The sequence below is a fragment of the Ureibacillus thermophilus genome (assembly GCF_004331915.1).
Classification (GTDB): domain Bacteria; phylum Bacillota; class Bacilli; order Bacillales_A; family Planococcaceae; genus Ureibacillus; species Ureibacillus thermophilus.
In genome coordinates this window covers 2,377,157-2,400,478 of sequence record NZ_CP036528.1, presented here as the reverse complement: position 1 = coordinate 2,400,478, position 23,322 = coordinate 2,377,157, and the positions used below count along the sequence as shown (strand labels likewise).

Below are 23,322 nucleotides of genomic sequence, written 5' to 3'. Positions count from 1 at the left end.
TTTATGAAACTTTTATTCTAAATATTACGTAAATTAGCTAGTGATATAAAAAAGAGAAAGAGAGGGTAAGTGATGAGTGTAAAAAGAACGTTATTAACGACAGGATTAGTTATTCTTGCTATCATTGTACTTATTACAGGTTTTACTACTTGGTATACAGTTGATGAATCTGAACAAGCCGTTGTCATCACTTTCGGACAAGCAACGGAGACCATAACAGATGCCGGTCTGCATTTTAAATTGCCATGGCCAATTCAAAAAGTTGAAGTCCTGTCAAAAGAAACATACAGCCTTCAATTTGGCTATGAAACGACAAAAGATGGGGAAATCATCACAAAAGACAGTGAAACAAAGATGATTACGGGAGATGAAAATATTGTATTAACCGATTTAGTTGTACAATATAAAATTTCTGACCCTGTGAAATATTTATTCCAATCAGAAAATCCAAAGCAATTATTGCATCATGCCACATCCAGCGCCATCCGTTCCATCATTGGAAGTTCAACGATTGATGAAGCGCTGACAGATGGGAAGGCGGAAATTGAGAAAAAAACAAGGGATTTACTAGTTTCGGTAATGGAAAATTATGATATAGGGGTTACTATCTTAGCCGTGAAATTGCAGGATGTGGAGCTGCCGAATCAGGAAGTCCGCGCTGCTTTTACAGCAGTAACCGATGCGCGTGAAACGAAAAATACGAAAATCAATGAAGCCAAAAAATATGAAAACCAAAAAATCAGCGAGGCACAAGGGGAAAAAGATGCGATTATTTCCCGAGCTGAAGCTGAAAAAATCGCACGCATCCAGCAGGCAGAGGGGGATGTGGCGGTATTTAACAAACTGTACAATGAATACGTAGGCAATAAACAAATTACCCGCCAACGCCTCATTTTAGAAACGTTGGAAGAAGTATTGCCTGGTGCAAAAATTTACATTATGAACGATGATGGAGAAACATTAAAATATTTGCCATTAGTGCCGCAGCAAACAACTACTCAAAGCAAAGATGAGAAAAGCAAAGAGGGGGGCGGAAATTCATGAGCAACAATAACTTTGACGGAGATTTAGAAAAATTTGTAAAAAACCTTTTCGGAAACAATAAAAATAAAGAAAAGAAAAGTGTGCAAGATGCGAAAATTGTCAAAGAAAAGCCGCCATTCAATCCGAAAAAATACGTAAAGACCGCAATTATTCTCACAGCTATTGCTGCTGTGCTCATCATACTGCTTTCCAATATATATGTAGTTAAAGAGAATGAATATAAAATTGTTCGGCAATTCGGGGAAGTGGTGAAATATCAAGATCAACCAGGTCTATATATGAAAATTCCATTTATTCAAAGTGTAACGACATTGCCGAAAAATTTAATGGTTTATGATATGTCGGAAGAAGAAATCAACACGTTGGATAAAAAACGCATCATTATTGATAACTATGCTGTTTGGCGTGTGACGGATCCAAAAGCTTTAATTTCCAACGCCCGATCCTTGGTGAATGCAGAAGCCCGCATGGAAGAATTCATTTATTCCGTGTTGCGCACAGAACTTGGGCAAACGAATTATGATGAAATTATCAATGATGAAAATTCCGGCCGCGGCAGCCTCTCAGAAAAAATTACGAAAAGTGTAAACGAATTATTGCAAAAAGACAATTATGGAATTGAAGTAGTGGACGTGCGCATTCGCCGCACAGATTTGCCTCAGGAAAACGAAGAGTCTGTTTATAAGAGAATGATTTCCGATCGGGAATCCATCGCCCAAAAATATTTATCTGAAGGGGATGCAGAGAAAAATCGTATTGAAGCAAACACTGACCGCCAAGTGCAAGAAATGATTTCCACAGCGAAAAAAGAAGCGGCGTTGATTATTGCAGAAGGGGAAGCGGAAGCAGCAAGAATTTATAATGAAGCTTTCTCAAAAGACCCGGAATTCTATCAATTATATCGTACACTGGAAACATATAAGAAAACTATTGGCGATGAAACAGTCATTGTGCTCCCAGCAGACTCGCCATACGCAAGAATATTATCTGGCTATATTGATTAATCACTTAAAGAGGATGAGATATAAACAAAAATTAAAGGGGCTCTTGAAAGAGTTTTAATAAAAAATTGAACTAACTTAAAATTGATTGGGGTGACGGGGCGAGTTCCTGTCGTGCACGCTTAGTTGCTAAGCGGAGCAAGTTCAAGGAAGTAAATTCAAAGCTTTCCTGCAACAATCCCTCTCGAGACCACGAGGAGCGAAGGGATGACTCAGAGGAGAGTCTAGCCGGGCATGCGGAAAGCGTCCCCGGAACGGAAATCAATTTTTAAAGGGGGCGTCTGAAAAGTGGACAGCCCCGTTTTTTAGATTTGTCCCAACTTTTTATATGAACATACAATACTAGCAATAATTACAACTTTCTCATTCCATTCGCCCCATTATATAATTGATACACATATAATATTAGAATCGAGGCGAAAGGATGCATAAGCTAAATAAGTGGATTCAAAATCTTTTGCTGGCATTCATTATGTCTTCCAGCTTGACAGCATTATTTTTTTCAACTCCTTACGCTTTCTTAAAAATCAAAGTATTGCAAATTCCTGCATCAATGATTGTATTTTTCATTCTCTCCATCTTAGTGGCGGAGGATGTTCGAAATAGTTTTAAAAAAGTGTTCCGTTATGAACAAAGAAAAGATAAACGTTCTATTTGGCAAGTGGGAGTCGGCATGCTTTTCTATTTTTCGCAAGTCGGGATTGTAGAAGTGTTTTTCCGCTCTTGGATGGAACCGGAATTAGGAGGCATGCCTTTATACCTTGTCATTTCTTTTTTAAATGCCTTTATCATGACAGTTATTTACGAAGAAATTTTTTATGTGGAGGAGATTCATCAACCCCGTTAATAATGAAATAAAAGTTTGGAAAATAACACGTATCGGTCGTTTTTCGACAGATACGTGTTTTATAATGGAGTTAACTGTGTAAAAGTAATGGAAGATGATTGTTTTACTGAAGGAGTGCTCATGAGTGGGAAAAGAAAAATTATTATTGTTAGATGGAAATAGCTTGGCATATAGAGCCTTTTTTGCATTGCCGCTTCTTTCAAACGACAGCGGAATTCATACAAACGCGGTTTACGGTTTTACAACGATGCTTCAAAAAATATTGGAGGAAGAAAAGCCGACGAAAATGCTCGTTGCCTTTGATGCAGGGAAAACGACATTCCGCCATGAAACTTTTGAGGACTATAAAGGCGGCCGCCAAAAAACGCCGCCAGAGTTGTCGGAACAATTTCCGTATTTGCAAAAGTTAATTGATGCTTACCGTATTCCAAGATATGAGCTGGAAATGTATGAAGCGGACGACATCATTGGCACCTTAGCCCGCCAAGCGGAAGAAGAAGGGATTGATGTCATCATCGTGTCGGGGGATAAGGACTTGACGCAACTAGCTACGGAACGAGTGAAGGTGTATGTGACACGCAAAGGAATGACCGATATTGAACAATATACGCCGGAACACATCCAAGAAAAATACGGCATATCTCCAAAACATATTATCGATATGAAAGGTCTGATGGGAGATGCTTCTGACAATATACCAGGCGTTCCGGGCATTGGGGAAAAGACGGCTATTAAATTGCTAAAGGAATACGGTTCCATCGAAAATTTATATGAAAATATCGGACAAATGAAGAAATCTAAAATGAAAGAAAAGCTCATTGAAAACGAAGAACAGGCAAAGATGAGCAAACAACTGGCAACCATCAACACGAAAGCGCCGATTGCGATTACATTGGAAGATTTGGATTATCCAGGCCCTGATGAAGAAGCAGTGCTTGAAGTTTGGAAAGAACTGCAATTTAAATCCCTTATTGAAAAATCGGACTTTGAAGCTAAAGAAAAAGAAACAGCTGAAATTGATTATCAAATTGTCCGTGAACTGACAAAAGAGCATTTTAGCGACTCTATGGCGGTTCATGTAGAAATGGAAAATGAGCAATATCATACTTGCCAAATTTTAGGATTCGGTTTTACAGATGGAACAAAGACTTTTTTTGTACCGGCGGATGTCTTGAACGAAAGCGAACTATTAAAGGCATATTTGGAAGATGAAACGAAAAAAAAATATATGTCTGATTTAAAAGCGGCTCAATGCATTTTAAAACGACAAGGCGTCACTTTGCGCGGCGTGGAATTTGATTTGCTTTTAGCTTCCTACATCCTCAATCCTGCCATTTCAAGGGATGATGTGGCGACATTGGCAAAAGAATTCGGCTATACCAATGTCCATTCCAATGAAGCTGTTTACGGAAAAGGCGCAAAATGGGCCTTGCCAGAACAAAATGATCTTGCAGAACACGTTTGCCGAAAAGCTCTTGCCATTTGGCACTGCAAAGAAGCGGCGACAAAAAAGCTAAAAGAAAATGAGCAGTTTGACCTGTACCATGACTTAGAATTGCCTTTAGCGGTGATTTTAGGCGAGATGGAAAGCCAAGGTATTAAAGTGGATATTTCCGCCCTTGAAAAAATGGGAAAAGAATTGCAAGAAAAAATCGCGGCGTTGGAGAAAGAAATATACGAACTTGCGGGGGAAACATTCAACATTAATTCGCCAAAACAGCTGGGCGTCATTTTGTTTGAAAAGTTGGGTCTTCCGGTTATTAAGAAAACGAAAACCGGCTACTCTACTGCGGCAGATGTGCTGGAGAAATTAAAACATCATCACCAAATTGTTCAAGCGATTTTACAATACCGTACCCTTGCGAAACTGCAATCCACTTATATTGAAGGATTGATGAAAGAAGTCCATCCGGAAGACGGCAAAGTGCATACTCGTTTTATGCAGGCATTGACGTCTACGGGACGCCTTTCTTCTACAGATCCAAACTTGCAAAACATCCCGATTCGCTTGGAAGAAGGAAAAAAAATACGAAAAGCATTTGTTCCTTCCCATGAAGGCTGGCTGTTATTTAGCGCCGACTATTCGCAAATCGAATTGCGCGTCATGGCCCATATGTCAAAGGACAAAAATTTGGTGGATGCTTTCAAACAAGGAATGGATATTCATACGCGGACGGCGATGGAAGTGTTCCACGTTTCGAAAGATGAAGTCACATCGAATATGAGAAGGGCAGCTAAAGCGGTTAACTTCGGCATTATTTATGGAATCAGCGATTATGGATTATCCCAAAACTTGGATATTTCCCGTAAAGAAGCGGGCGAATTTATTGAAAAGTACTTCCAAAGCTTCCCAGGTGTTAAAGAATATATGGACAACATCGTACAAGAAGCGAAAATGAAAGGATATGTTACAACACTTTTAAATCGCCGCAGATATTTGCCTGATATTTCGAGCAAAAACTTTAACTTAAGAAGTTTTGCAGAACGCACGGCGATGAACACGCCCATTCAAGGAAGCGCCGCAGACATCATCAAAAAAGCGATGATTGATATTGATGCGAGGTTAAAACAAGAAGGAATGCAGGCAAAGCTGCTTCTCCAGGTGCATGACGAATTGATTTTTGAAGCGCCGAAAGAAGAAATTGAAAAGCTGGAAAAAATGGTGCCGGAAGTAATGGAAAACGCCATCACCCTTGAGGTACCATTAAAAGTGGACATCTCTTATGGAAAGACTTGGTATGATGCGAAATAAGGAAGTGAAATTATGCCTGAATTACCGGAAGTAGAAGGGGTTGTTCGGGCGCTGTCCCCGAAAATTGTAGGCAAAGTTATTTCAAGGGCATCCTTGTCTGAGACGATTTATCAATCCCATCAGTTAGGGAAACAGTGCATTGTCAAAAATATGGAGCCGGCTGCATTTGAATTGGCTTTAAGCGGGATGGAAATTAAAAGGGTCCATCGCCGGGCAAAGTATATTTTTATGGATTTAGAAAAAGATGGCAATCCCTTTCTCTTAGTGAATCATTTAGGGATGACCGGGGCATGGTTTGTCGTTCAAAAGGAAGAAGACATATTGGAAGAAAAATTCAAGAAACACATCCATGCCCGCTTTTCTTTAACGACTGGTGAATTGCTCATTTTTTCCGATATTCGAAGATTTGGGGAGTTTCGGTTATTACATACTATTGATGAACATCCGCCATTATTGCAAATTGCGCCGGAACCATTTAATCAGAATGCATTAAACTACTTTTTAGCAAAATGCGAACTTCCGAAATATGCTAATAAGCCGATTAAGGAAGTCATTATGGATGGCCAAGTGATTTCAGGATGCGGCAATATTTATGCAACGGAGGCTTTATTCCATGTAGGAATTCATCCTGCAAGAAAAACAGGAAGAATCAGCAAAGAGCGAAAAATTGCTTTATTTGAAGCCATTCAAAAAGTGTTATTGGAAAGCATTGAAATGGGTGGTTCAACGATCTCAGATTACCGCAATATCAACGGAGAAGCCGGTGGAATGCAGCATCGGCTGAAAATGTACGGGAAAAAGATTTGCCCGAACTGTTCGGCCAATACAAAGACAATGACCATCGGAGGAAGAACGAGCGTCTATTGCCCAAAATGTCAACATTAAGAAGGTGTTAAAGATGATTATTGGATTAACAGGAAGCATTGCAAGCGGTAAAAGCACAGTGAGCAATATGTTGAAAGCATATGGTTTTCCAATTGTGGATGCAGATTTGGTGGCGCGGCAAGTCGTAGAGCCAGGAAGTGAAACATTGCAAAAAATTGCCGAAGTTTTTGGCAAAGAAATTTTAACGGAAAATGGAGAGCTGGATCGAAAAAAACTCGGTGCTATCATTTTCAATAATGAAGAGAAGCGGCAGTTATTAAACAGCATTATTCATCCGGCTATTCGAAAAGAAATGCTTCGCCAGCGTGATGAGCATCTTGCAAATGGAGAAAAAACGGTCATTATGGACATTCCATTATTATTTGAAAGCAAGCTTCAACATTTTGTTGATAAAATTTTAGTAGTGTCTGTATCGGAAGATGTTCAATTGCAAAGATTAATGGAAAGAAATCAATTGTCGGAAGAAGAAGCAAAGGCGCGCATCCAATCCCAACTGCCCCTATCCGTGAAAGAACAAGGAGCGGATGCAGTCATCAACAATAATGGCACCATCGACGAAACAAGAAAGCAGTTGGAACAAATATTAAATGAATGGGATGTTTTGTAAATTTTAGATAACGAAACTGAGGAAATCTCCATTTGGATCATAGGAATTCTCTATGGTCCGAAAGGAAATTTTAATAAAACTACTTTTCTCCAATTATTCTGAAAATAACAAATTTTTTATTCCTATAAATAATGGTACACTATTTATTAGAATGTGCTATACTAATTGAGAAAAAGTAAACATAATTGAAGTAAAATAGGAGGATATATAATGACAGTTTCTATTGCTATCAACGGCTTTGGTCGAATTGGTCGTATGGTGTTCCGACAAGCAATTGTTCAAGACGATTTAAATATAGTAGCAGTTAATGCCAGCTATCCTGCTAAAACATTAGCACATATGATTAAATATGATACTGTTCACGGTCATTTCGAAGGAACAGTTGAATACGAAGAAAACGCTTTAATCGTTAACGGTAAGCGTGTTCAATTAGTAGCTGAACGTGATCCTGCAAAACTTCCTTGGAAAGAGCTTGGCGTAGATGTTGTTATTGAAGCAACAGGTAAATTTAATGAGCGCGATAAAGCGGCTCTTCATTTGGAAGCGGGTGCAAAAAAAGTTATCTTAACAGCGCCAGGGAAAAATGAAGATGTAACGATTGTAGTTGGCGTTAACGATGACGTATTAGATGTATCAAAACACGATATTATTTCAAACGCTTCTTGTACAACAAACTGCTTAGCCCCTGTTGTCAAAGTGCTCCATGAAGAGTTTGGAATTGAAAACGGTTTAATGACAACAGTTCATGCTTATACAAACGATCAGAAAAACCTAGATAACATGCATAAAGATTTGCGCCGTGCCCGTGCTTGCGGCCAAAGCATCATTCCTACAACAACTGGTGCCGCAAAAGCGTTAAGCAAAGTCATTCCTGAAATGGCAGGAAAAATCCACGGTTTAGCTCTGCGTGTACCAACACCTAACGTTTCTTTAGTTGACTTAGTGGTAGATTTAAAACAAGATGTAACGGCAGAACAAATTAACGAAGCCTTCAAAAAAGCAAGTGAAGGTCCTTTGAAAGGCATTTTAAATTATACTGAAGAGCCCCTTGTTTCGGTGGATTTCAATACAACAACTTATTCATCCACAATTGATGCTCAATTAACAATGGTGATGGGCACAAGAAAAGTAAAAGTGATGGCTTGGTATGACAATGAATGGGGTTATTCTGCACGTGTAGTAGATTTAACGAAAAAAGTTGTCAAAGCATTGGAAGCAGTAACAGCTTAAATGATGAGAGTGTAGACATTGTCTCTTGACTTTGTCTACACTTTTTATTTGGAGCAGCGAATGTACACTTGCCAAAATGAAAATATTAACAATCTCGTCAATGGATTTCACTGCAATTCTTCTCGATTTTTTGTTGAAAGTGTATTAGAATTATAACTTATCTGCTTGTTTCGAAACTCGAGTATTTAGGAAAAGTGTCACGTTGTATGGATTTTGATATAATAACAATTAAGAAACTAGACAGGGAGAATTAATTATGAGATGTCCAAGTTGTCACTATAATGGAACACGTGTCGTCGATTCTAGACCCGTTGATGATAATAAAGAGATTCGTAGACGTCGCGAATGCGAATCGTGCGGATATCGTTTCACCACCTTTGAAAAAGTGGAAGAAACGCCTTTAATTGTTGTAAAAAAGGATGGTTCGAGGGAAGAATTCAGCCGGGAAAAGGTGCTTCGCGGACTGATTCGGGCTTGCGAGAAACGCCCTGTGCCATTAGAACAACTTGAACAAATCGTTTATGATATTGAGAAACAATTGAGAAGAATTGGAAATTCAGAAGTGAGTTCTGTGGATGTTGGCGAAATGGTGATGGACGAGCTTGCAAAAGTCGATGAAGTGGCCTACGTTCGCTTTGCTTCGGTTTACCGGCAATTTAAAGATATCAACGTATTTATGGAAGAATTGACGGAATTGCTGAATCGCCAGTCCAAAAAACAATGATGGAGGGGAAAAAATGATTCATTTATATAAAGAGCTGCAACCAAAGGATCATTTTGACATCATACTCCCTCCCTCTCTTTCTTCCAAGGAAAGACAGCTGTTGACCCTTTTTTATCAACCATTAACGGGTCCTGAGCCAATTAGTCTATATTTGACCTTGTGGGCAGAAGGGGAAGATCCATACCGGGAAGGGTTGAATCATTATTATTTGATGAATGTGCTGGATATGCCGATTGGCAAGGTGTTTCAAGCTCGCATTGCTTTGGAAGCGATCGGACTATTAAAAACCTATCGAAAAGATGATGGGGAAAACCGCTTTTTTATTTATGAGCTTATACGCCCCCTCGATCCGGAATTATTTTTCCGCGACCCGCTATTATCGATGTTCTTGTTTAGTAGAATTGGTGAACAGGCATATCGTAAACTTCGCAAACGCTTTATCAAACAAATTGATAAAACAGCCTATAAAGATGTGTCAAGAACATTCACAGATGTGTTTAAGCCAATCGATACGAATGTTCCCCAGGAATTCAGAGAAGCCGAAATGAAATCCCAACAAAGCCATTACCCATTTTATTATGAACAATTTGATTTCGATTTGTTGCTGGCAGGACTGTCGGAACAATTAATTCCTTCAAGCGTGTTTACTGTAGAAGTGAAAGAATGGATTGCCAAGCTCGCTTTCCTCTATCAGCTATCCCCGTTGGATATGCAAAAAATTGTCATTTTAGCCATCGATGATGATATGAATATTTCTTTAGAAGGATTGAAAAAGGCGGCGAGGGATTATTATAAATTAGCAGTTTCCAAGGAAGTGCCAAAATTCGAAAAAACTTTTGAAACAAAACCTCCACAAGAACAAAAGCAGCTGTTGACGAAAGAGCAGGAGTTGATTCAATATCTTGAAACAACCCCTCCAATTCAGGTGCTGAGAGACATTAATGATGGAAAAGAGCCGATGCCGTCTTCCGTTGAAATTGCGGAAGATTTAATCATGAAGCATGGGATGCCAGTCGGAGTTGTCAATGTACTGCTGGAATATGTTATGCTTACTACAGACATGAAATTGCCCCGTAAATACGTTGAACGGATTGCGGACCATTGGATGCGCAAAAATATTCGGACGGCGAAAGAAGCGATGGAGCTGGCTCGCACAGAAAGGGATCAATATTTGAAGTGGAAGCTTGAAAGCGAAGCGAAAAAGTCTTCATCCAGCTACAAAAAATCCTACAAAAACGTAAGAGAAGAAAAAGTGCCGGAATGGTTCTATAAACAAAAAGAAACCAACAAAGAGGAAGAACAACAGGCGAATATCGACTTTGAAGAAGAGCGCAAAAGAATATTGCAAAAACTTGGAGTTGTTGACGGGTAGGTGACCAACCATCGAATCGATCAAAAAATCTTTAGAAAAGTTCCAAATTCCATCTTTTCAAGAACGTTACAGCGCCCTCCGAAACGAAATTTTAGAGCATCCAGACGTTCAAAAATTTTTGGCGGAGCATGATGATGTGGTCAATAAAGAAATGGTGGAGCGCAGTTTGGCAAAATTGTATGAATATATCAGCCAATCGAGAGAATGCTGCAATTGCGGTTCTACAGAACAATGCACCAATTATTTAAAGGGCTTTATTCCAAAATTATATATTTCCCAAAATACGATTGATGTAGAATATGAACGCTGCCGGCAGAAAATTATTGAAGACGAGCGCAGGGAAATCGAATCGATGATTTCAAGCATGCACATGCCGAAAGATGTACTATCGGCCACATTAAAAGATTTATTTATTGATGATAAATCCCGGGTTAAAATTGCCCATTTGGCGGCAGATTTTATCGCCCATTACAAAAAGACAGGAGAATTGCCGAAAAAAGGATTTTATTTGCATGGCGAATTCGGTGTTGGGAAATCCTTTGTATTAGGAGCCATCGCCAACGAACTGGCCAGCTTAAAAGTTCCTTCTGTCCTTGTTTTTGTTCCGGAATTTTTGAGGGAATTAAAAAATTCCATTCAAGAACAAACCCTTCAAGACAAAATTGATTTTGTGAAGCAAGCGCCTGTGCTAATGCTTGATGATATCGGGGCGGAATCATTGTCAAGCTGGGCGAGGGACGAAATTTTAGGCCCTATTTTGCATTATCGGATGAGCGAACAGCTCCCGACTTTCATTACTTCTAATTTTGACTATGATGGCCTAGAACATCATTTAGCGCAAAACTCCCGAGGCGATGTGGAAGTTGTGAAAGCGCGGAGAATCATGGAGCGCATCAAAGCGGTGACGATTCCGATTCAAATGACTGGCAAAAACCGAAGAAATTAATCGACAGTTGCATTTCTCCAAATCTCATCGTATACTTTTCTTTGTGATAAATATTTAATTAGCAGTGAAGAGGACATGAAGTTTGTGAAACGGCTGATAGAGAGGGAAACCAAGGCTGGAAGTTTCCTAGTACGACGCAAATCTTTACTACCTCGGAGCTTTAGCGGGGAAAATCCGCTGACGGATGTCGGTACGTTACACCGACCTAGAGCTTCGTCTGAAATTTTCATTTCGGAAGGAAGAAGGGTGGAACCACGAGCGATCGCGTCGTCCCTTTATTGGGATGGCGTTTTTTATTTGTATTGTTCCAACAGATTTTGAGCGAAATATACTACAGAAAAGGAGAATGAATATGGCTGAAGTGATTCAATTAACTTTCCCAGATGGCGCTGTAAAGGAGTATCCTAAAGGCACAACAACAGAAGATGTCGCAGCATCCATCAGCCCGGGATTGCGCAAAAAAGCGTTGGCAGGAAAAATCAATGGCAAATTGTTGGACTTAAAAACACCAATTGAAGAAGATGGTAACATTGAAATTGTGACACCGGATCACGAAGATGCCCTTGATATTTTGCGCCATTCAACAGCTCACTTAACAGCTCAAGCTGTAAAACGTTTATTCCCTGGGGCCAAACTTGGAATCGGGCCGGTGATTGAAGGCGGGTTCTACTACGATATTGATTCGCCAACACCAATTACAGCTGAAGACCTTCCAAAAATCGAAAAGGAAATGAAAAAAATCATTTCCGAAAATCTTGAAATCATTCGTAAAAATGTCACTCGCGAAGAAGCTCGCCGCATTTACGAAGAAATTGGCGATGAATATAAATTGGAACTTCTTGATGCCATTCCTGAAGGGGAACAAGTGTCCATTTATTACCAAGGTGAATTTTTTGACCTTTGCCGTGGTGTACACGTTCCTTCCACTGGTAAATTAAAAGAATTTAAATTGCTTTCATTAGCAGGAGCTTACTGGCGCGGAGATTCAAACAATAAAATGCTTCAACGCATTTACGGTACAGCTTTCTTCACAAAAGAAGATTTGCAAAACCATTTAAAAATGCTTGAGGAAGCAAGAGAACGCGACCATCGCAAACTTGGAAAAGAGTTGGAATTATTCACTTTATCTCCAACAGTGGGACAAGGCTTGCCGCTTTGGCTTCCAAACGGCGCCACTATCCGCCGCATCATCGAGCGTTATATTGTAGATAAAGAAATCAGCTTAGGATATAAACACGTTTACACACCAGTGCTAGGTTCAAAACGTTTATATGAAACTTCCGGCCACTGGGAGCACTATTCTGAAGATATGTTCCCGCCAATGGAAATGGATAATGAAACATTGGTGCTTCGTCCGATGAACTGTCCGCATCATATGATGATTTATAAAAGTGGCATGCACTCATACCGCGAGTTGCCAATTCGGATTGCGGAACTTGGCATGATGCACCGCTATGAAGCATCAGGCGGTTTATCCGGCTTGCAACGTGTACGCGGCATGACATTGAACGATGCCCATATTTTCGTTCGTCCAGATCAAATTAAAGATGAGTTTAAACGGGTATTAAACTTGATTCTTGAAGTGTATAAAGATTTCAATATTACGGATTATCGCTTCCGTTTATCTTACCGGGACCCTGAAGACACAGAAAAATATTATGATGACGATGAAATGTGGGAACGTGCACAAAGCATGCTAAAAGAAGCAATGGATGAGCTAGGCCTAGAATATTTCGAAGCAGAAGGCGAAGCGGCTTTCTATGGTCCAAAACTTGACGTGCAAGTAAAAACAGCCATTGGCAAAGAAGAAACGCTATCAACAGTACAACTTGACTTCTTGCTTCCAGAACGCTTTGATTTAACGTACATCGGCGAAGATGGAGAAAAACACCGCCCTGTTGTAATCCACCGCGGCGTTGTATCCACAATGGAACGCTTTGTGGCTTTCTTGATTGAAGAATATAAAGGGGCATTCCCAACATGGCTTGCGCCTGTTCAAGCAGTCGTAATTCCTGTATCCAACGAAGTGCATTTCGATTATGCAAAACAAGTGGAAGAAGACCTTCGCAAAGCTGGAATCCGCGTAGAACTCGATGTACGTGAAGAAAAACTTGGATATAAAATCCGCGAAGCCCAAATGAAGAAAATCCCTTACATGCTTGTATTGGGCGACAAAGAAATGGAAGCGAATGCGGTCAATGTCCGCCGCTACGGTTCCAAAGATTCCGAAACAGTGCCATTCGAGCAATTCCTTGAAGACATTAGAAAAGATGCGAGAGTGTAATTTAAATTGAAGAGAAGGGGGCGTCAGAAAAGTCATTTCAAGACGCTTCCTTTGCGGCTGTCGCACATGCTTTCGCCGCAGATAAATTGCGGCTGTTGCTAGAGTTTTTGCCGCAGATCAATTGCGGCGAGGAGGCGCGTTTTGTGACCACCGCAGGGAAAGTTTTTAAGAGAATATTGCTATAAGAAGTAAGGCTGTTTCCGAAAGTGTTCGACTTTCTGGACAGCCCCTTCTGAAAGTTTATTGGATGTTTTTCAAATATAAAAATGATGTCTGTAAATAAAAAACTTGACATCTTCCTAAATGGATGTTACGATAAGCAAGGTTAGGAATACTGAATGTGGTTGAAAGCAGAGGCTGCCCGCTTCTCACCTGATCGACGCATCAAGCAGTTGACAGGTTTAATAAACATGAAAAGTGAATACGCTCTTTTTGCGTATTTTATGGCGGGCGGACATCTTCTGAAATGTCCGTCTTTTTTTATGGACATAACAGAACAACAGCAAAATTCAACCTGGGATTTACATCCGTGCATCCGTGTATTCGTGACATAACCTTGGAGGTGGATTTTTATTAGCAAAGACATGTACGTTAACGAAGGGATACGTGCACGTGAACTTCGTGTAATTGATCAAAACGGTGAACAAATTGGAATCGTATCCCGTAATGAAGCGTTGGAAATGGCTGCTCGAGTAAACTTGGATCTTGTCCTTGTTGCACCGCAAGCTAAACCACCTGTTGCTCGAATTATGGACTACGGAAAGTATAAATTTGAGCAGCAAAAGAAAGAACGCGAAATTCGCAAAAATCAAAAAGTCATTCATATGAAAGAGGTTCGTTTGAGCCCAACAATTGACGAACATGATTTCCAAACGAAACTTCGGAACGCAATTAAGTTCCTTCAAAAGGGCGATAAAGTAAAATGTACGTTGCGTTTCAAAGGACGTGCGATTACGCATACAGATATTGGACAACGAGTACTTGATCGTTTTGCAGAAGAATGTGCTGAATATGCAACGGTAGAGCAAAAGCCGAAATTAGAAGGCCGCAGCATGTTTTTAGTGCTGGCGCCGAAAAATGAAAAATAATGAAAACGAAATAAGGTTTAGGAGGAAATACTATGCCAAAAATGAAAACTCACCGTGGCGCTGCTAAGCGTTTCAAAAGAACAGGTACAGGTAAATTCAAATTTGACCGTGCTTACGGTAGCCACTTAGCTGCAAACAAAACAACAAAACAAAAACGCCAACTTCGCAAAGCGAAAGTAATGACTTCAGGCGACTACAAACGCATTAAAACTTTACTTGCATACAAAAAATAATGAAACCAATTTGAACGGATTATAAAATTTTCGAATGAATAGCAGGAGGTAATTTCTATGCCACGCGTAAAAGGTGGAACAGTAACGCGCAGACGTCGTAAAAAAGTATTAAAATTAGCAAAAGGTTATTTCGGTTCAAAACATACTTTATATAGAACAGCAAACCAAGCGGTAATGAAATCCGGTTTATATGCATACCGTGACCGCCGTCAGAAAAAACGTGATTTCCGTAAATTATGGATTACACGTATCAACGCGGCAGCTCGTCAAAACGGCCTTTCTTACAGCCGCTTAATGCACGGTTTAAAACAAGCTGGTATCGAAGTAAACCGCAAAATGTTAGCTGATTTAGCGGTGAACGATGCACAAGCATTCGCTCAACTTGCTGAAGAAGCTAAAAAAGCAATCGCAAAATAATCTTAAACAACTAAAGGCTGGTAGGATTTCCTATCAGTCTTTTTTATTAAGGAGAAAAGAAATGAATGAAATACTTGTTGGATATGTATTCATCGCATCTGCGGTTTGCTTTGCCTTGATGGGGATTGATAAATCGAGGGCGAAAAAGAAAAAGTGGCGGATTTCAGAAAAAACATTATTTACATTCGCCATCATTGGCGGCGCTTGTGGAGGTGTCGTTGCAATGATTTTATTCCGGCACAAAACAAGGCATGCTCCATTCATTTTCGGATTTCCAATGCTTGCAATGATTCAGATTTTCTTTTTGATCTATTTGAATAGATGAATAATGTTTCCAAAAATTAAAAGCGGCTTTAGAAAAAGGCCGCTTTCCATTCATTAAACTTCTGATTCCCCCTCTTCCTTCATCAATTTTTCAATAGGGTTTTTCCAATTGATTTTTGCTTTCGGATAATTCATTAAGATTTCCTTTTCCAAAAATTTAAAATCAGCCTTTGTAAAGCCGTGCAATGTTGCGGGATCATGAACCCAGACGAAAATGGATACCACTTCAAAGGCGTCATCGGTTGTGCCTAAATATTTTTCTCCCTCAAATAATGCTCCTTTGTAAGAAATAAAAAAGTTTTTTCGCACATTTTTTACATCATCATAAAAATAATACTGCCCCTTTTCATAGGCTTCATCCAGCTTTCTTTTTGGGTCTGTTAAGTAACGGAAGACTTTATAAAATATATAAATGATGACGATAAAGAGAATCAGACGCAAAAGAAGAGCCATAAAAACTTCCCCCTTGTATAATAGGTATCATATCCTATACGATTAAGATAGAAAATTAGTTTCATTTTTTTAAGAAAATGAGGGGTACAATTCATGGAATTTCAAGAACTATTTCAAATGCAAGCACAACTAGACTCTTTTATTCAACAAAATCAGCACATCAACAGAGATGTATTTTTAGAAAAAGGATTGGCATTAACGATTGAACTGGCCGAGTTAGCCAACGAAACTCGCTGTTTTAAATATTGGAGTACAAAAGGTCCTTCCAAACGGGAAGTGTTGTTGGAAGAATTTGTGGATTCAATCCACTTTCTACTTTCATTAGGAAACGAAAAGGGCTATAGTTTAAATGAGTGGCCTGAAATAAAGCGAGAAGAAAACTTGACGACTTGGTTTTTAAAAACGCAAGAGGCCATTTTGTCTTTTATTCATCATCCGACTGAGGAGCATTATCTAAAAATATGGGAATATTATGGTGTGCTCGCCTACAACTTAGGTTTTACATTGGAAGATATAATAGAGGCATATATTGCAAAAAATGAAAAAAACTACGAGCGGCAGCGCAATGGATATTAAGGAGGAAAACAGGATGGGTGAAACGTTGAAAATGCTGAAAGAATTGACAGACGCCAATGGCATCGCAGGAAACGAAAAAGCGCCTAGAGAGGTTATGAAAAGATATATCGAGCCATTCGCGGACAAAATTGAATATGATAATTTAGGCAGTTTAATTGCGGAAAAGCGCGGCGATGAAAACGGACCAAAAATTATGATTGCAGGTCACTTGGATGAAGTGGGCTTTATGGTGACACAAATTGACGATAAAGGTTTTATCAAATTCCAAACAGTTGGCGGTTGGTGGGCTCATGTAATGCTTTCACAGCGGGTGACGATTACAACTCGTTCCGGAGAAGAAATCATCGGTGTCATCGGTTCAAAACCGCCTCACATTTTGCCGCAGGAACAACGCAAGAAAATCGTTGATATCAAAGATATGTTCATTGATGTAGGCGCCACTTCCAAAGAAGAAGCGGAAAGCTGGGGAATCCGGCCAGGTGATATGATTACGCCATATTTTGAATTCAATGTGATGAAAAATGAAAAAATGCTTCTTGCAAAAGCTTGGGACAACCGTATTGGCTGCGCTATTGCCATCGAAGTGTTGAAACGGTTGAAAAACGAGAAGCATCCAAACATCGTCTATGGCGTTGGCTGTGTGCAAGAAGAAGTTGGATTAAGAGGTGCGAAAACATCTACTTATAAAATTCAACCGGACATCGGTTTTGCGGTGGATGTAGGCGTTGCAGGAGATACACCAGGCATCACTCCGAAAGAAGCGATGTCAAAACTTGGAGCAGGTCCGCAAATCATCATTTACGATGCTTCAATGGTTTCCCATAAAGGACTTCGTGATTTCGTCATCGATGTGGCAGAAGAAAACAACATCCCATATCAATTTGACGCGATGCCAGGAGGCGGAACAGATGCCGGTTCCATGCATCTAACAGGAAACGGTGTTCCAGCACTATCCATTACAATTCCAACCCGTTATATTCATTCCCATGCATCCATCTTGCATCGCGATGATTTTGAAAATGCGGTCAAATTGATCGTAGAAGTGGTGAAACGACTAGATTGGGATGCAGTGAATAAAATCAAATATGAATGAGAGGGCTTAGCACCTCTCTTTTTTTTATACCCAAAATCATTTTTATGCATCATTCAGCGCATTTCCAAGGAAAATTAAGCAATTTCTCCGAATATTTATAAAAAACTAATCTTTTTATCTTAAATATACATGCATTTTTATTCATTCAATTTGAATAATATTTTTTCGGTAAAAAAGTTAAAAAATAATAAAAATACACTTGATTCTATAAATATACAAATGTATAATGAAAGCATCAAATGAATGAAGGAGCGGAAATTGATAAATGAAATTATTGGAGGAAGTGCAGCTAAAGCCCGTTTCCAGTTTAAAGGGCAAAGATTTATTAACGCTGCTTGATTATACAAGTGAAGAAGTGCAAGAGTTGCTTACCCTTGCAACAAAAATGAAAAAAGTAACAAAAAACGGTAAATGTCCAAAGCTTCTAGATGGAAAAGTGCTTGGAATGATTTTCGAGAAAAACTCCACACGTACACGCATTTCCTTTGAAGTAGGAATGCATCAATTAGGTGGAAAAGCGATTTTCCTTCATGCAAGAGATATGCAGCTTGGACGTGGAGAACCAATTTCAGATACAGGTCTTGTTTTATCTGGATATTTAGATGGGGTTATGATCCGCGCCAATTCACATAAAATGGTAGAGGAATTAGCAGAGTATGCAACTATTCCAGTCATTAATGGTTTAACAGATTTATACCATCCTTGCCAAGCTTTAGCTGATCTTGAAACAATCGTTGAAAATAAAGGCACATTAAGAGGTTTGAAAACTGCTTATGTTGGCGATGGTAATAACGTTGCCCATTCATTGGTGGTAGCTAGTGCCCATGTTGGAATGAATATTGTTGTTGCCACTCCGAAAGGCTATGAGCCAAATGCAGAAATCATGAAAAAAGCTCAAGCGATTGCAGAGAAAAATGGAAGCACTATCACCATCACAAATGATCCTGTGGAAGCAGTGAAAGATGCGGATGTGGTGTATACAGACGTATGGACTAGCATGGGTCAAGAAGAGGAAGCTGCTCAACGCTTAAAAGACTTCCAAGGCTATCAAATTAACGATGAATTGGTGGCTCATGCAAAACCTGATTTCATGTTTATGCACTGCTTGCCAGCCCATCGTGAAGAAGAAGTGGCAACATCTGTTATCGATGGACCTAATTCTTACGTTTTTGAACAGGCAGAAAACAGACTGCATGCGCAAAAAGCGGTGCTTCTATCATTACTTGCTTAATTCATGCGTAAGAAAAGCTATTGCCCTCTGCCCTGATAGTGGAAACGGCAGGGGAATGGGAAAATGAAAATTGTTTATATTCGATGCGGAGTTCAGGGAGTGGAATGAAGCATCGTAAGAATATAAAAAATTCAAGGCAATCCGGGAGGCGCTGGATTGCCTTTTTTCAAGCCTTATTTATCTTTTCTTCAACTGAATTAATTGATATACAATGCTATTGGTTTTTAAATCTTTTGTGCAAATATGCCCATATTCTTTTGAATAATAATATTGGAACCCATCGGAACTGACAATTTCCATTAATGATGAAAATGTTCCGGCAGGGGTTGTCATCCTTTCAGTCATGCTTGTCACAATGTAAGTAACCGGCCGAAAACCGTTTTTATAAGCATAAGACCAGCTCGCGCCAAGTTTTACTGGATAGGGAATATAAAAATCCGTAACGACTTCTCCATTCTCTAAGTATCCTTTAAAGGTGAACCCTTTTTGATCTACATGATTGACATACTTGATTCCCTGATTGTTTTCATCGGAAACAAACCACCAATCCCCTGAAGTATCTGATGACAAATAGGTAAAGTAGTCTCGAGACGTATAATCTTCATACAATTCATATATGTATTGGTAGTCTTTATTGTAGCCATAACCGCTCGAAACTGGAATGAAATCCGGCTCAAGAACGCGCGACAGGAAAGTGGAAAAGTGAGCGCGGGTGAGGGGTTGATTTGGCTTAAAGGTGCCATCTTCATAGCCCGTTGTGATGTTGTTTGCGGCTAACGTGTTAATGGCTTGATAATATTTGCTGTTTTTTGGAACATCTTTAAATTGCTGCTTGCTTGAACCTTTTAGATGGAAGGCATTGACTAAAACTTGCGCCATTTCGCCTCGAGTGATGGGCTCGCCTGGGCGAAAGTTTTCGCCTTTCGGGAATATCCCTTCATCAACAACCGCCACTATGGCTTTATAAGTATCTGCATCGACTTTCGATAAATCTTTAAATCCTGGATTTGGACGATTGTTTAAATCCAGCTTCAATGATCTAGCAATCATTAAAGCGACTTGGGAATTGGTCACGTTGTTGGAAGGTTTGAAAGTTTGATCCGGATATCCTTTAATAATCCCTGTTTCCACTAAAAAATTGATTTCCAGTGCCGATGGATGGCTGTCAGGAACGTCACGGAAAGTGGCAGCAAATCCAATTTTTACGTTTATGAAAAAAATAATAAAGCCAATAAAAAAACTATAGAAGAGCATTCTTTTCCACCTAAATTTACCTTCCATTGTCTTTCCCTCCTTAAAATCAGCTGATCTTATGAAATATTTGCTATTTTCATCTAGTAGTATAAACTTTATTGTTTTTTCGGTAAATGACGAAAAGGTCACATTCCGGTATGATAGAAGATATAGAAATTTCTTTATCTGTAAGATAATACCTTAAGCTAAACAGAGGGGTGAGATGATGGGGGATTTATTAGTCGATTTGCTTCAAGAAAAATCTTCATTATTATCCAAAACAAAAAGCGAAAAATGGCAGGCAATTAGCGATATGCCCATTACAAATTCAGAATTTTCCATTTTGGAAAGGGTTTATAAAAATAAGCCTCTTATTTCCCATGTAGCAAAGCGGCTTCCTTTTACGCGCCAGGCAACCCATAAATTTATTAAACAACTAGAAGAAAAAGAATTAGTGGAAACGAAAAAAGCTAATTTAAGGGATAAATCTATTGAACTGACCCCTTTAGGAGAGAGATGTTATGAGAAGCATCTTGCATTAAAGAAGGAATTGGAGAAGATGATTGCAGAAGAAATTGGGGAAATGAATGTAAAAAGGCTAAAAGAAATATTAAAAATGGAATGGGGAATATAAAAGGGCTTGGAGTTTTTCCAGCCCTTTAGTTTTGAAATACTTTAGACAAGGTTTCAGTAAATTTGGATTGTTCTTCTGTGCTGGAATTTTGCCACCACTTCTCCAAGAAGACGCCAAGTCCAGGAAGAAGATGTTCATCACCGCGGGCAATGGCATCTTGAATCGTTTCACGGAATTCTTCAGGACTATCTCCTTTTACATTGGATGTAATGGCTTCTCGAATTTGAAAGTTCATCCCATTCGCCTCCTCGAGTAGTAGTTTGTTTCCACTCGAAGAAATTATGCGTTTCTTTTCATTCATTCTTGCAATTATGCCAACTGAAGCATGCGATCTAACGCCAACAAAGCTTCTTTTGTTGTGCTTTCATCTACTTTGATGACATTTCCCTGTTCGCCTTTAATAATTATGTCAAGCGCCCAAAGAAGATGCGGCAAATCGATTCGGTTCATCGTCAAGCACGGGCACATATTGTCATTTAAGCAGATAATGTACTTATCTTTGTGTTCTGCGATTATGCGTTTTACTAAGTTCATTTCCGTTCCAATAGCCCAGCTGGAGCCGGCCGGAGCTTTTTGAATTGTATCGACGATGAATTTTGTAGAACCGGATAGGTCTGCTGCTTGAACTACTTCAAACGCGCATTCCGGATGAACAATGACAGTCATATCCGGATATTTTTTTCGGACTTCCTGAACATTTTCCACGGTAAAACCTTGGTGGACGGAACAATAGCCATCCCATAAAATGACTTTGATGTTTTGTAAATCTCCTTCATAGCTTAAATCTCCGGAAATCGGGTCCCACACGGCCATTTGCTCCAGTGGAATGCCTAATTCATAGGCGCAATTTCTGCCTAAATGCTGATCGGGCAAGAAGAAAATCCGTTCTTTTTGGGTAAAAGCCCATTCCACCATTTTTTTCGCATTGGATGATGTGACGCAAGCGCCGCCATTTCGGCCGGTAAAAGCCTTAATCGCTGCAGTTGAGTTGACGTAGGTTAAAGGGAGGATGGTATCTCCGAAAATGGATGTCAGCTTTTCCCATGCTTCCTCTGTTTGATAAATATTGGCCATATCCGCCATGGAACAGCCTGCCCGCAAATCCGGCAAATAAACGATTTGTTCTTCCGTGGTCAACATATCAGCCGTTTCAGCCATAAAGTGTACGCCGCAAAAAACGATATGTTTTGCTTCTTTATTTTTTGCCGCTGCTTGGGCGAGCTGCAAGGAGTCACCGATGGCATCGGCAAATTGAATGATTTCATCTTTTTGATAATGGTGAGCGGGTATAAATAACTCTTTTCCCAATTGTTTTTTTATTTCATAAACCCGTTGTTCCATTTCTTCCCGGGAAAGATGCCGGTATTCTTCAGGCAGCATCCCGAATGTCGGCAGAGTGCAAATCATTGTTCAACATCCTTTCTTTTTACTAATGCGCTGATATCTAATGCTTTTACTGAATGGGTAAGAAAGCCGAGGGAAATCCATTCCACGCCGGATTTTGCATAGCTTTGCAAGTTGTCTAACGTAATCCCGCCGGATGCTTCCGTTGCGATGTGTTCTGGCACAAGAGGGAGCCATGCTTTAATTTCTTCCGGCGTGCGGTTGTCAAACATGATGATGTCTGCCCCCGCTTCTATCGCTTCCAACAATTGCTCTTTCGTTTCAATTTCCACTTCGATTTTCACCGTATGGCTGATTTTAGACCTTGCCAACTTCACCGCTTTTGTAATGCTTCCGGCAAGGGCAATATGATTGTCCTTTAGCATGATGCAGTCATATAAACCGCTCCGATGGTTATAGGCGCCTCCCGTCCTTACAGCGTATTTATCAAGCATTCTTAGGCCTGGCATCGTTTTTCGGGTGTCGCAAATTTTTGCCTTTGTTCCTTTTGTTAACTCGACCGCTTTTCTTGCGTTTGTTGCAATGCCGCTCATCCGTTGAATTAAATTTAGAATCACCCGTTCGCCGCTTAAGAGGCTGCGCATTGAGCCTTCAATGACGGCGATTTGGTCCCCCTTCCGAAGTTCATCGCCGTCCTCTTTCAACAAGGTGATTTGCAAGGTTGGGTCAAGCAAGTGAAATCCCGTTTCGATGATGTCCGCTCCACAAAAAATGCCTTCTTCTTTTGCATAGAAAGTGAATGAGCCTTTCTCCTTGCTCGAGAAAATCGTTTCGCTGGAAAGGTCGCCATCTCCAATATCTTCATTGAAAAACTGTTTCAACATTTCCTTTAATTGAATGTGGTTCATATTTTTATCCCTCGCATAGTCATATGCTCTTATGAAAAGTATTTAAATTATTTGCAGTTGTCTTGACATCTATATTTACATAAAATAAAGGATAAA

General features: G+C 39.7%; 24 protein-coding genes and 1 other annotated feature. Of the genes, 19 read left to right on the top strand and 5 right to left on the bottom strand.

The window, feature by feature from the left end:
* The first annotated feature begins 72 nt into the window (after positions 1–72).
* The 15 genes from hflK to DKZ56_RS11850 all read left to right on the top strand — a co-directional run bounded on the left by hflK (position 73) and on the right by DKZ56_RS11850 (position 15,755).
* Complete coding sequence (gene hflK / locus DKZ56_RS11920; RefSeq protein WP_208650193.1) at positions 73–1,044, top strand: FtsH protease activity modulator HflK; 972 nt, start codon at positions 73–75, stop codon at positions 1,042–1,044.
* On the top strand, positions 1,041–2,048 hold the full coding sequence (hflC, locus tag DKZ56_RS11915; RefSeq protein WP_208650192.1) for a protease modulator HflC: 1,008 nt from the start codon (positions 1,041–1,043) through the stop codon (positions 2,046–2,048). The genes hflK and hflC overlap by 4 nt, the downstream gene beginning before the upstream one ends.
* A 421-nt stretch (positions 2,049–2,469) precedes the next feature.
* Entirely contained in the window at positions 2,470–2,892 is a 423-nt protein-coding gene (locus DKZ56_RS11910; RefSeq protein WP_208650191.1) for a DNA polymerase I, read from the top strand.
* Positions 2,893–3,016: 124 nt separating this feature from the next.
* Entirely contained in the window at positions 3,017–5,644 is a 2,628-nt protein-coding gene (gene polA, locus DKZ56_RS11905; protein ID WP_208650190.1) for a DNA polymerase I, read from the top strand.
* Between the two features lie 12 nt (positions 5,645–5,656).
* On the top strand, positions 5,657–6,529 hold the full coding sequence (gene mutM / locus DKZ56_RS11900; RefSeq protein WP_208650189.1) for a bifunctional DNA-formamidopyrimidine glycosylase/DNA-(apurinic or apyrimidinic site) lyase: 873 nt from the start codon (positions 5,657–5,659) through the stop codon (positions 6,527–6,529).
* Between the two features lie 13 nt (positions 6,530–6,542).
* Positions 6,543–7,136, top strand: a complete 594-nt coding sequence (gene coaE / locus DKZ56_RS11895; RefSeq protein ID WP_208650188.1) for a dephospho-CoA kinase — start codon at positions 6,543–6,545, stop codon at positions 7,134–7,136.
* Positions 7,137–7,346: 210 nt separating this feature from the next.
* On the top strand, positions 7,347–8,366 hold the full coding sequence (locus tag DKZ56_RS11890; protein ID WP_208650187.1) for a glyceraldehyde-3-phosphate dehydrogenase: 1,020 nt from the start codon (positions 7,347–7,349) through the stop codon (positions 8,364–8,366).
* 256 nt (positions 8,367–8,622) lie between these two features.
* Positions 8,623–9,090 (top strand): transcriptional regulator NrdR, encoded by a 468-nt coding sequence (gene nrdR, locus DKZ56_RS11885; protein ID WP_208650186.1) that lies wholly within the window; start codon positions 8,623–8,625, stop codon positions 9,088–9,090.
* Positions 9,091–9,103: 13 nt separating this feature from the next.
* Positions 9,104–10,462, top strand: coding sequence for a replication initiation and membrane attachment family protein (locus tag DKZ56_RS11880; RefSeq protein ID WP_208650185.1), 1,359 nt, complete (start codon positions 9,104–9,106; stop codon positions 10,460–10,462).
* A gap of 10 nt (positions 10,463–10,472) precedes the next feature.
* Positions 10,473–11,408, top strand: coding sequence for a primosomal protein DnaI (gene dnaI, locus DKZ56_RS11875; RefSeq protein WP_208652248.1), 936 nt, complete (start codon positions 10,473–10,475; stop codon positions 11,406–11,408).
* Between the two features lie 352 nt (positions 11,409–11,760).
* The gene (gene thrS, locus DKZ56_RS11870) at positions 11,761–13,692 is read left to right on the top strand and encodes a threonine--tRNA ligase (RefSeq protein ID WP_208650184.1); all 1,932 of its coding nucleotides are present in this window, start codon (positions 11,761–11,763) and stop codon (positions 13,690–13,692) included.
* Between the two features lie 342 nt (positions 13,693–14,034).
* Positions 14,035–14,180: a sequence feature (ribosomal protein L20 leader region), on the top strand.
* A 96-nt stretch (positions 14,181–14,276) separates the two neighbouring features.
* Positions 14,277–14,780, top strand: coding sequence for a translation initiation factor IF-3 (gene infC / locus DKZ56_RS11865; RefSeq protein WP_208650183.1), 504 nt, complete (start codon positions 14,277–14,279; stop codon positions 14,778–14,780).
* Positions 14,781–14,812: 32 nt separating this feature from the next.
* Complete coding sequence (gene rpmI / locus DKZ56_RS11860) at positions 14,813–15,013, top strand: 50S ribosomal protein L35 (RefSeq protein WP_208650182.1); 201 nt, start codon at positions 14,813–14,815, stop codon at positions 15,011–15,013.
* A 57-nt stretch (positions 15,014–15,070) separates the two neighbouring features.
* Entirely contained in the window at positions 15,071–15,430 is a 360-nt protein-coding gene (rplT, locus tag DKZ56_RS11855) for a 50S ribosomal protein L20 (protein ID WP_208650181.1), read from the top strand.
* A gap of 61 nt (positions 15,431–15,491) precedes the next feature.
* Positions 15,492–15,755, top strand: coding sequence for a DUF1294 domain-containing protein (locus tag DKZ56_RS11850; RefSeq protein ID WP_208650180.1), 264 nt, complete (start codon positions 15,492–15,494; stop codon positions 15,753–15,755).
* 53 nt (positions 15,756–15,808) lie between these two features.
* On the opposite strand, the gene DKZ56_RS11845 is transcribed toward DKZ56_RS11850, so the two are convergent.
* On the bottom strand, positions 15,809–16,207 hold the full coding sequence (locus DKZ56_RS11845; protein WP_208650179.1) for a sigma-w pathway protein ysdB: 399 nt from the start codon (positions 16,205–16,207) through the stop codon (positions 15,809–15,811).
* A gap of 93 nt (positions 16,208–16,300) precedes the next feature.
* Here DKZ56_RS11845 and DKZ56_RS11840 point away from each other — a divergent pair, with 93 nt between their 5' ends.
* The 3 genes from DKZ56_RS11840 to argF all read left to right on the top strand — a co-directional run bounded on the left by DKZ56_RS11840 (position 16,301) and on the right by argF (position 19,107).
* On the top strand, positions 16,301–16,783 hold the full coding sequence (locus tag DKZ56_RS11840; RefSeq protein ID WP_208650178.1) for a dUTP diphosphatase: 483 nt from the start codon (positions 16,301–16,303) through the stop codon (positions 16,781–16,783).
* Between the two features lie 13 nt (positions 16,784–16,796).
* Positions 16,797–17,876 (top strand): M42 family metallopeptidase, encoded by a 1,080-nt coding sequence (locus DKZ56_RS11835; RefSeq protein ID WP_390261448.1) that lies wholly within the window; start codon positions 16,797–16,799, stop codon positions 17,874–17,876.
* Between the two features lie 265 nt (positions 17,877–18,141).
* The gene (argF, locus tag DKZ56_RS11830) at positions 18,142–19,107 is read left to right on the top strand and encodes an ornithine carbamoyltransferase (RefSeq protein WP_208650177.1); all 966 of its coding nucleotides are present in this window, start codon (positions 18,142–18,144) and stop codon (positions 19,105–19,107) included.
* A gap of 177 nt (positions 19,108–19,284) precedes the next feature.
* Here the strand turns inward: argF and DKZ56_RS11825 are convergent, their stop codons facing one another.
* Positions 19,285–20,388: an S-layer homology domain-containing protein gene (locus DKZ56_RS11825; RefSeq protein ID WP_208650176.1), complete on the bottom strand. Its 1,104-nt coding sequence runs from the start codon at positions 20,386–20,388 to the stop codon at positions 19,285–19,287.
* A 178-nt stretch (positions 20,389–20,566) separates the two neighbouring features.
* On the opposite strand from DKZ56_RS11825, the gene DKZ56_RS11820 reads away from it, so the two are divergent.
* On the top strand, positions 20,567–20,974 hold the full coding sequence (locus DKZ56_RS11820) for a MarR family winged helix-turn-helix transcriptional regulator (protein WP_245989454.1): 408 nt from the start codon (positions 20,567–20,569) through the stop codon (positions 20,972–20,974).
* Positions 20,975–20,999: 25 nt separating this feature from the next.
* Here DKZ56_RS11820 and sspI read toward each other — a convergent pair whose 3' ends face one another.
* The 3 genes from sspI to nadC form a co-directional block, all read right to left on the bottom strand.
* Complete coding sequence (sspI, locus tag DKZ56_RS11815) at positions 21,000–21,209, bottom strand: small acid-soluble spore protein SspI (protein ID WP_208650174.1); 210 nt, start codon at positions 21,207–21,209, stop codon at positions 21,000–21,002.
* 74 nt (positions 21,210–21,283) lie between these two features.
* Positions 21,284–22,381, bottom strand: a complete 1,098-nt coding sequence (nadA, locus tag DKZ56_RS11810; protein WP_208650173.1) for a quinolinate synthase NadA — start codon at positions 22,379–22,381, stop codon at positions 21,284–21,286.
* Positions 22,378–23,226 carry a carboxylating nicotinate-nucleotide diphosphorylase gene (nadC, locus tag DKZ56_RS11805; RefSeq protein WP_208650172.1) on the bottom strand — a complete coding sequence of 283 codons (849 nt, stop codon included), beginning with the start codon at positions 23,224–23,226 and terminating at the stop codon, positions 22,378–22,380. Before nadC ends, nadA begins: the two co-directional genes overlap by 4 nt.
* Between the last annotated feature and the right edge of the window lie 96 nt (positions 23,227–23,322).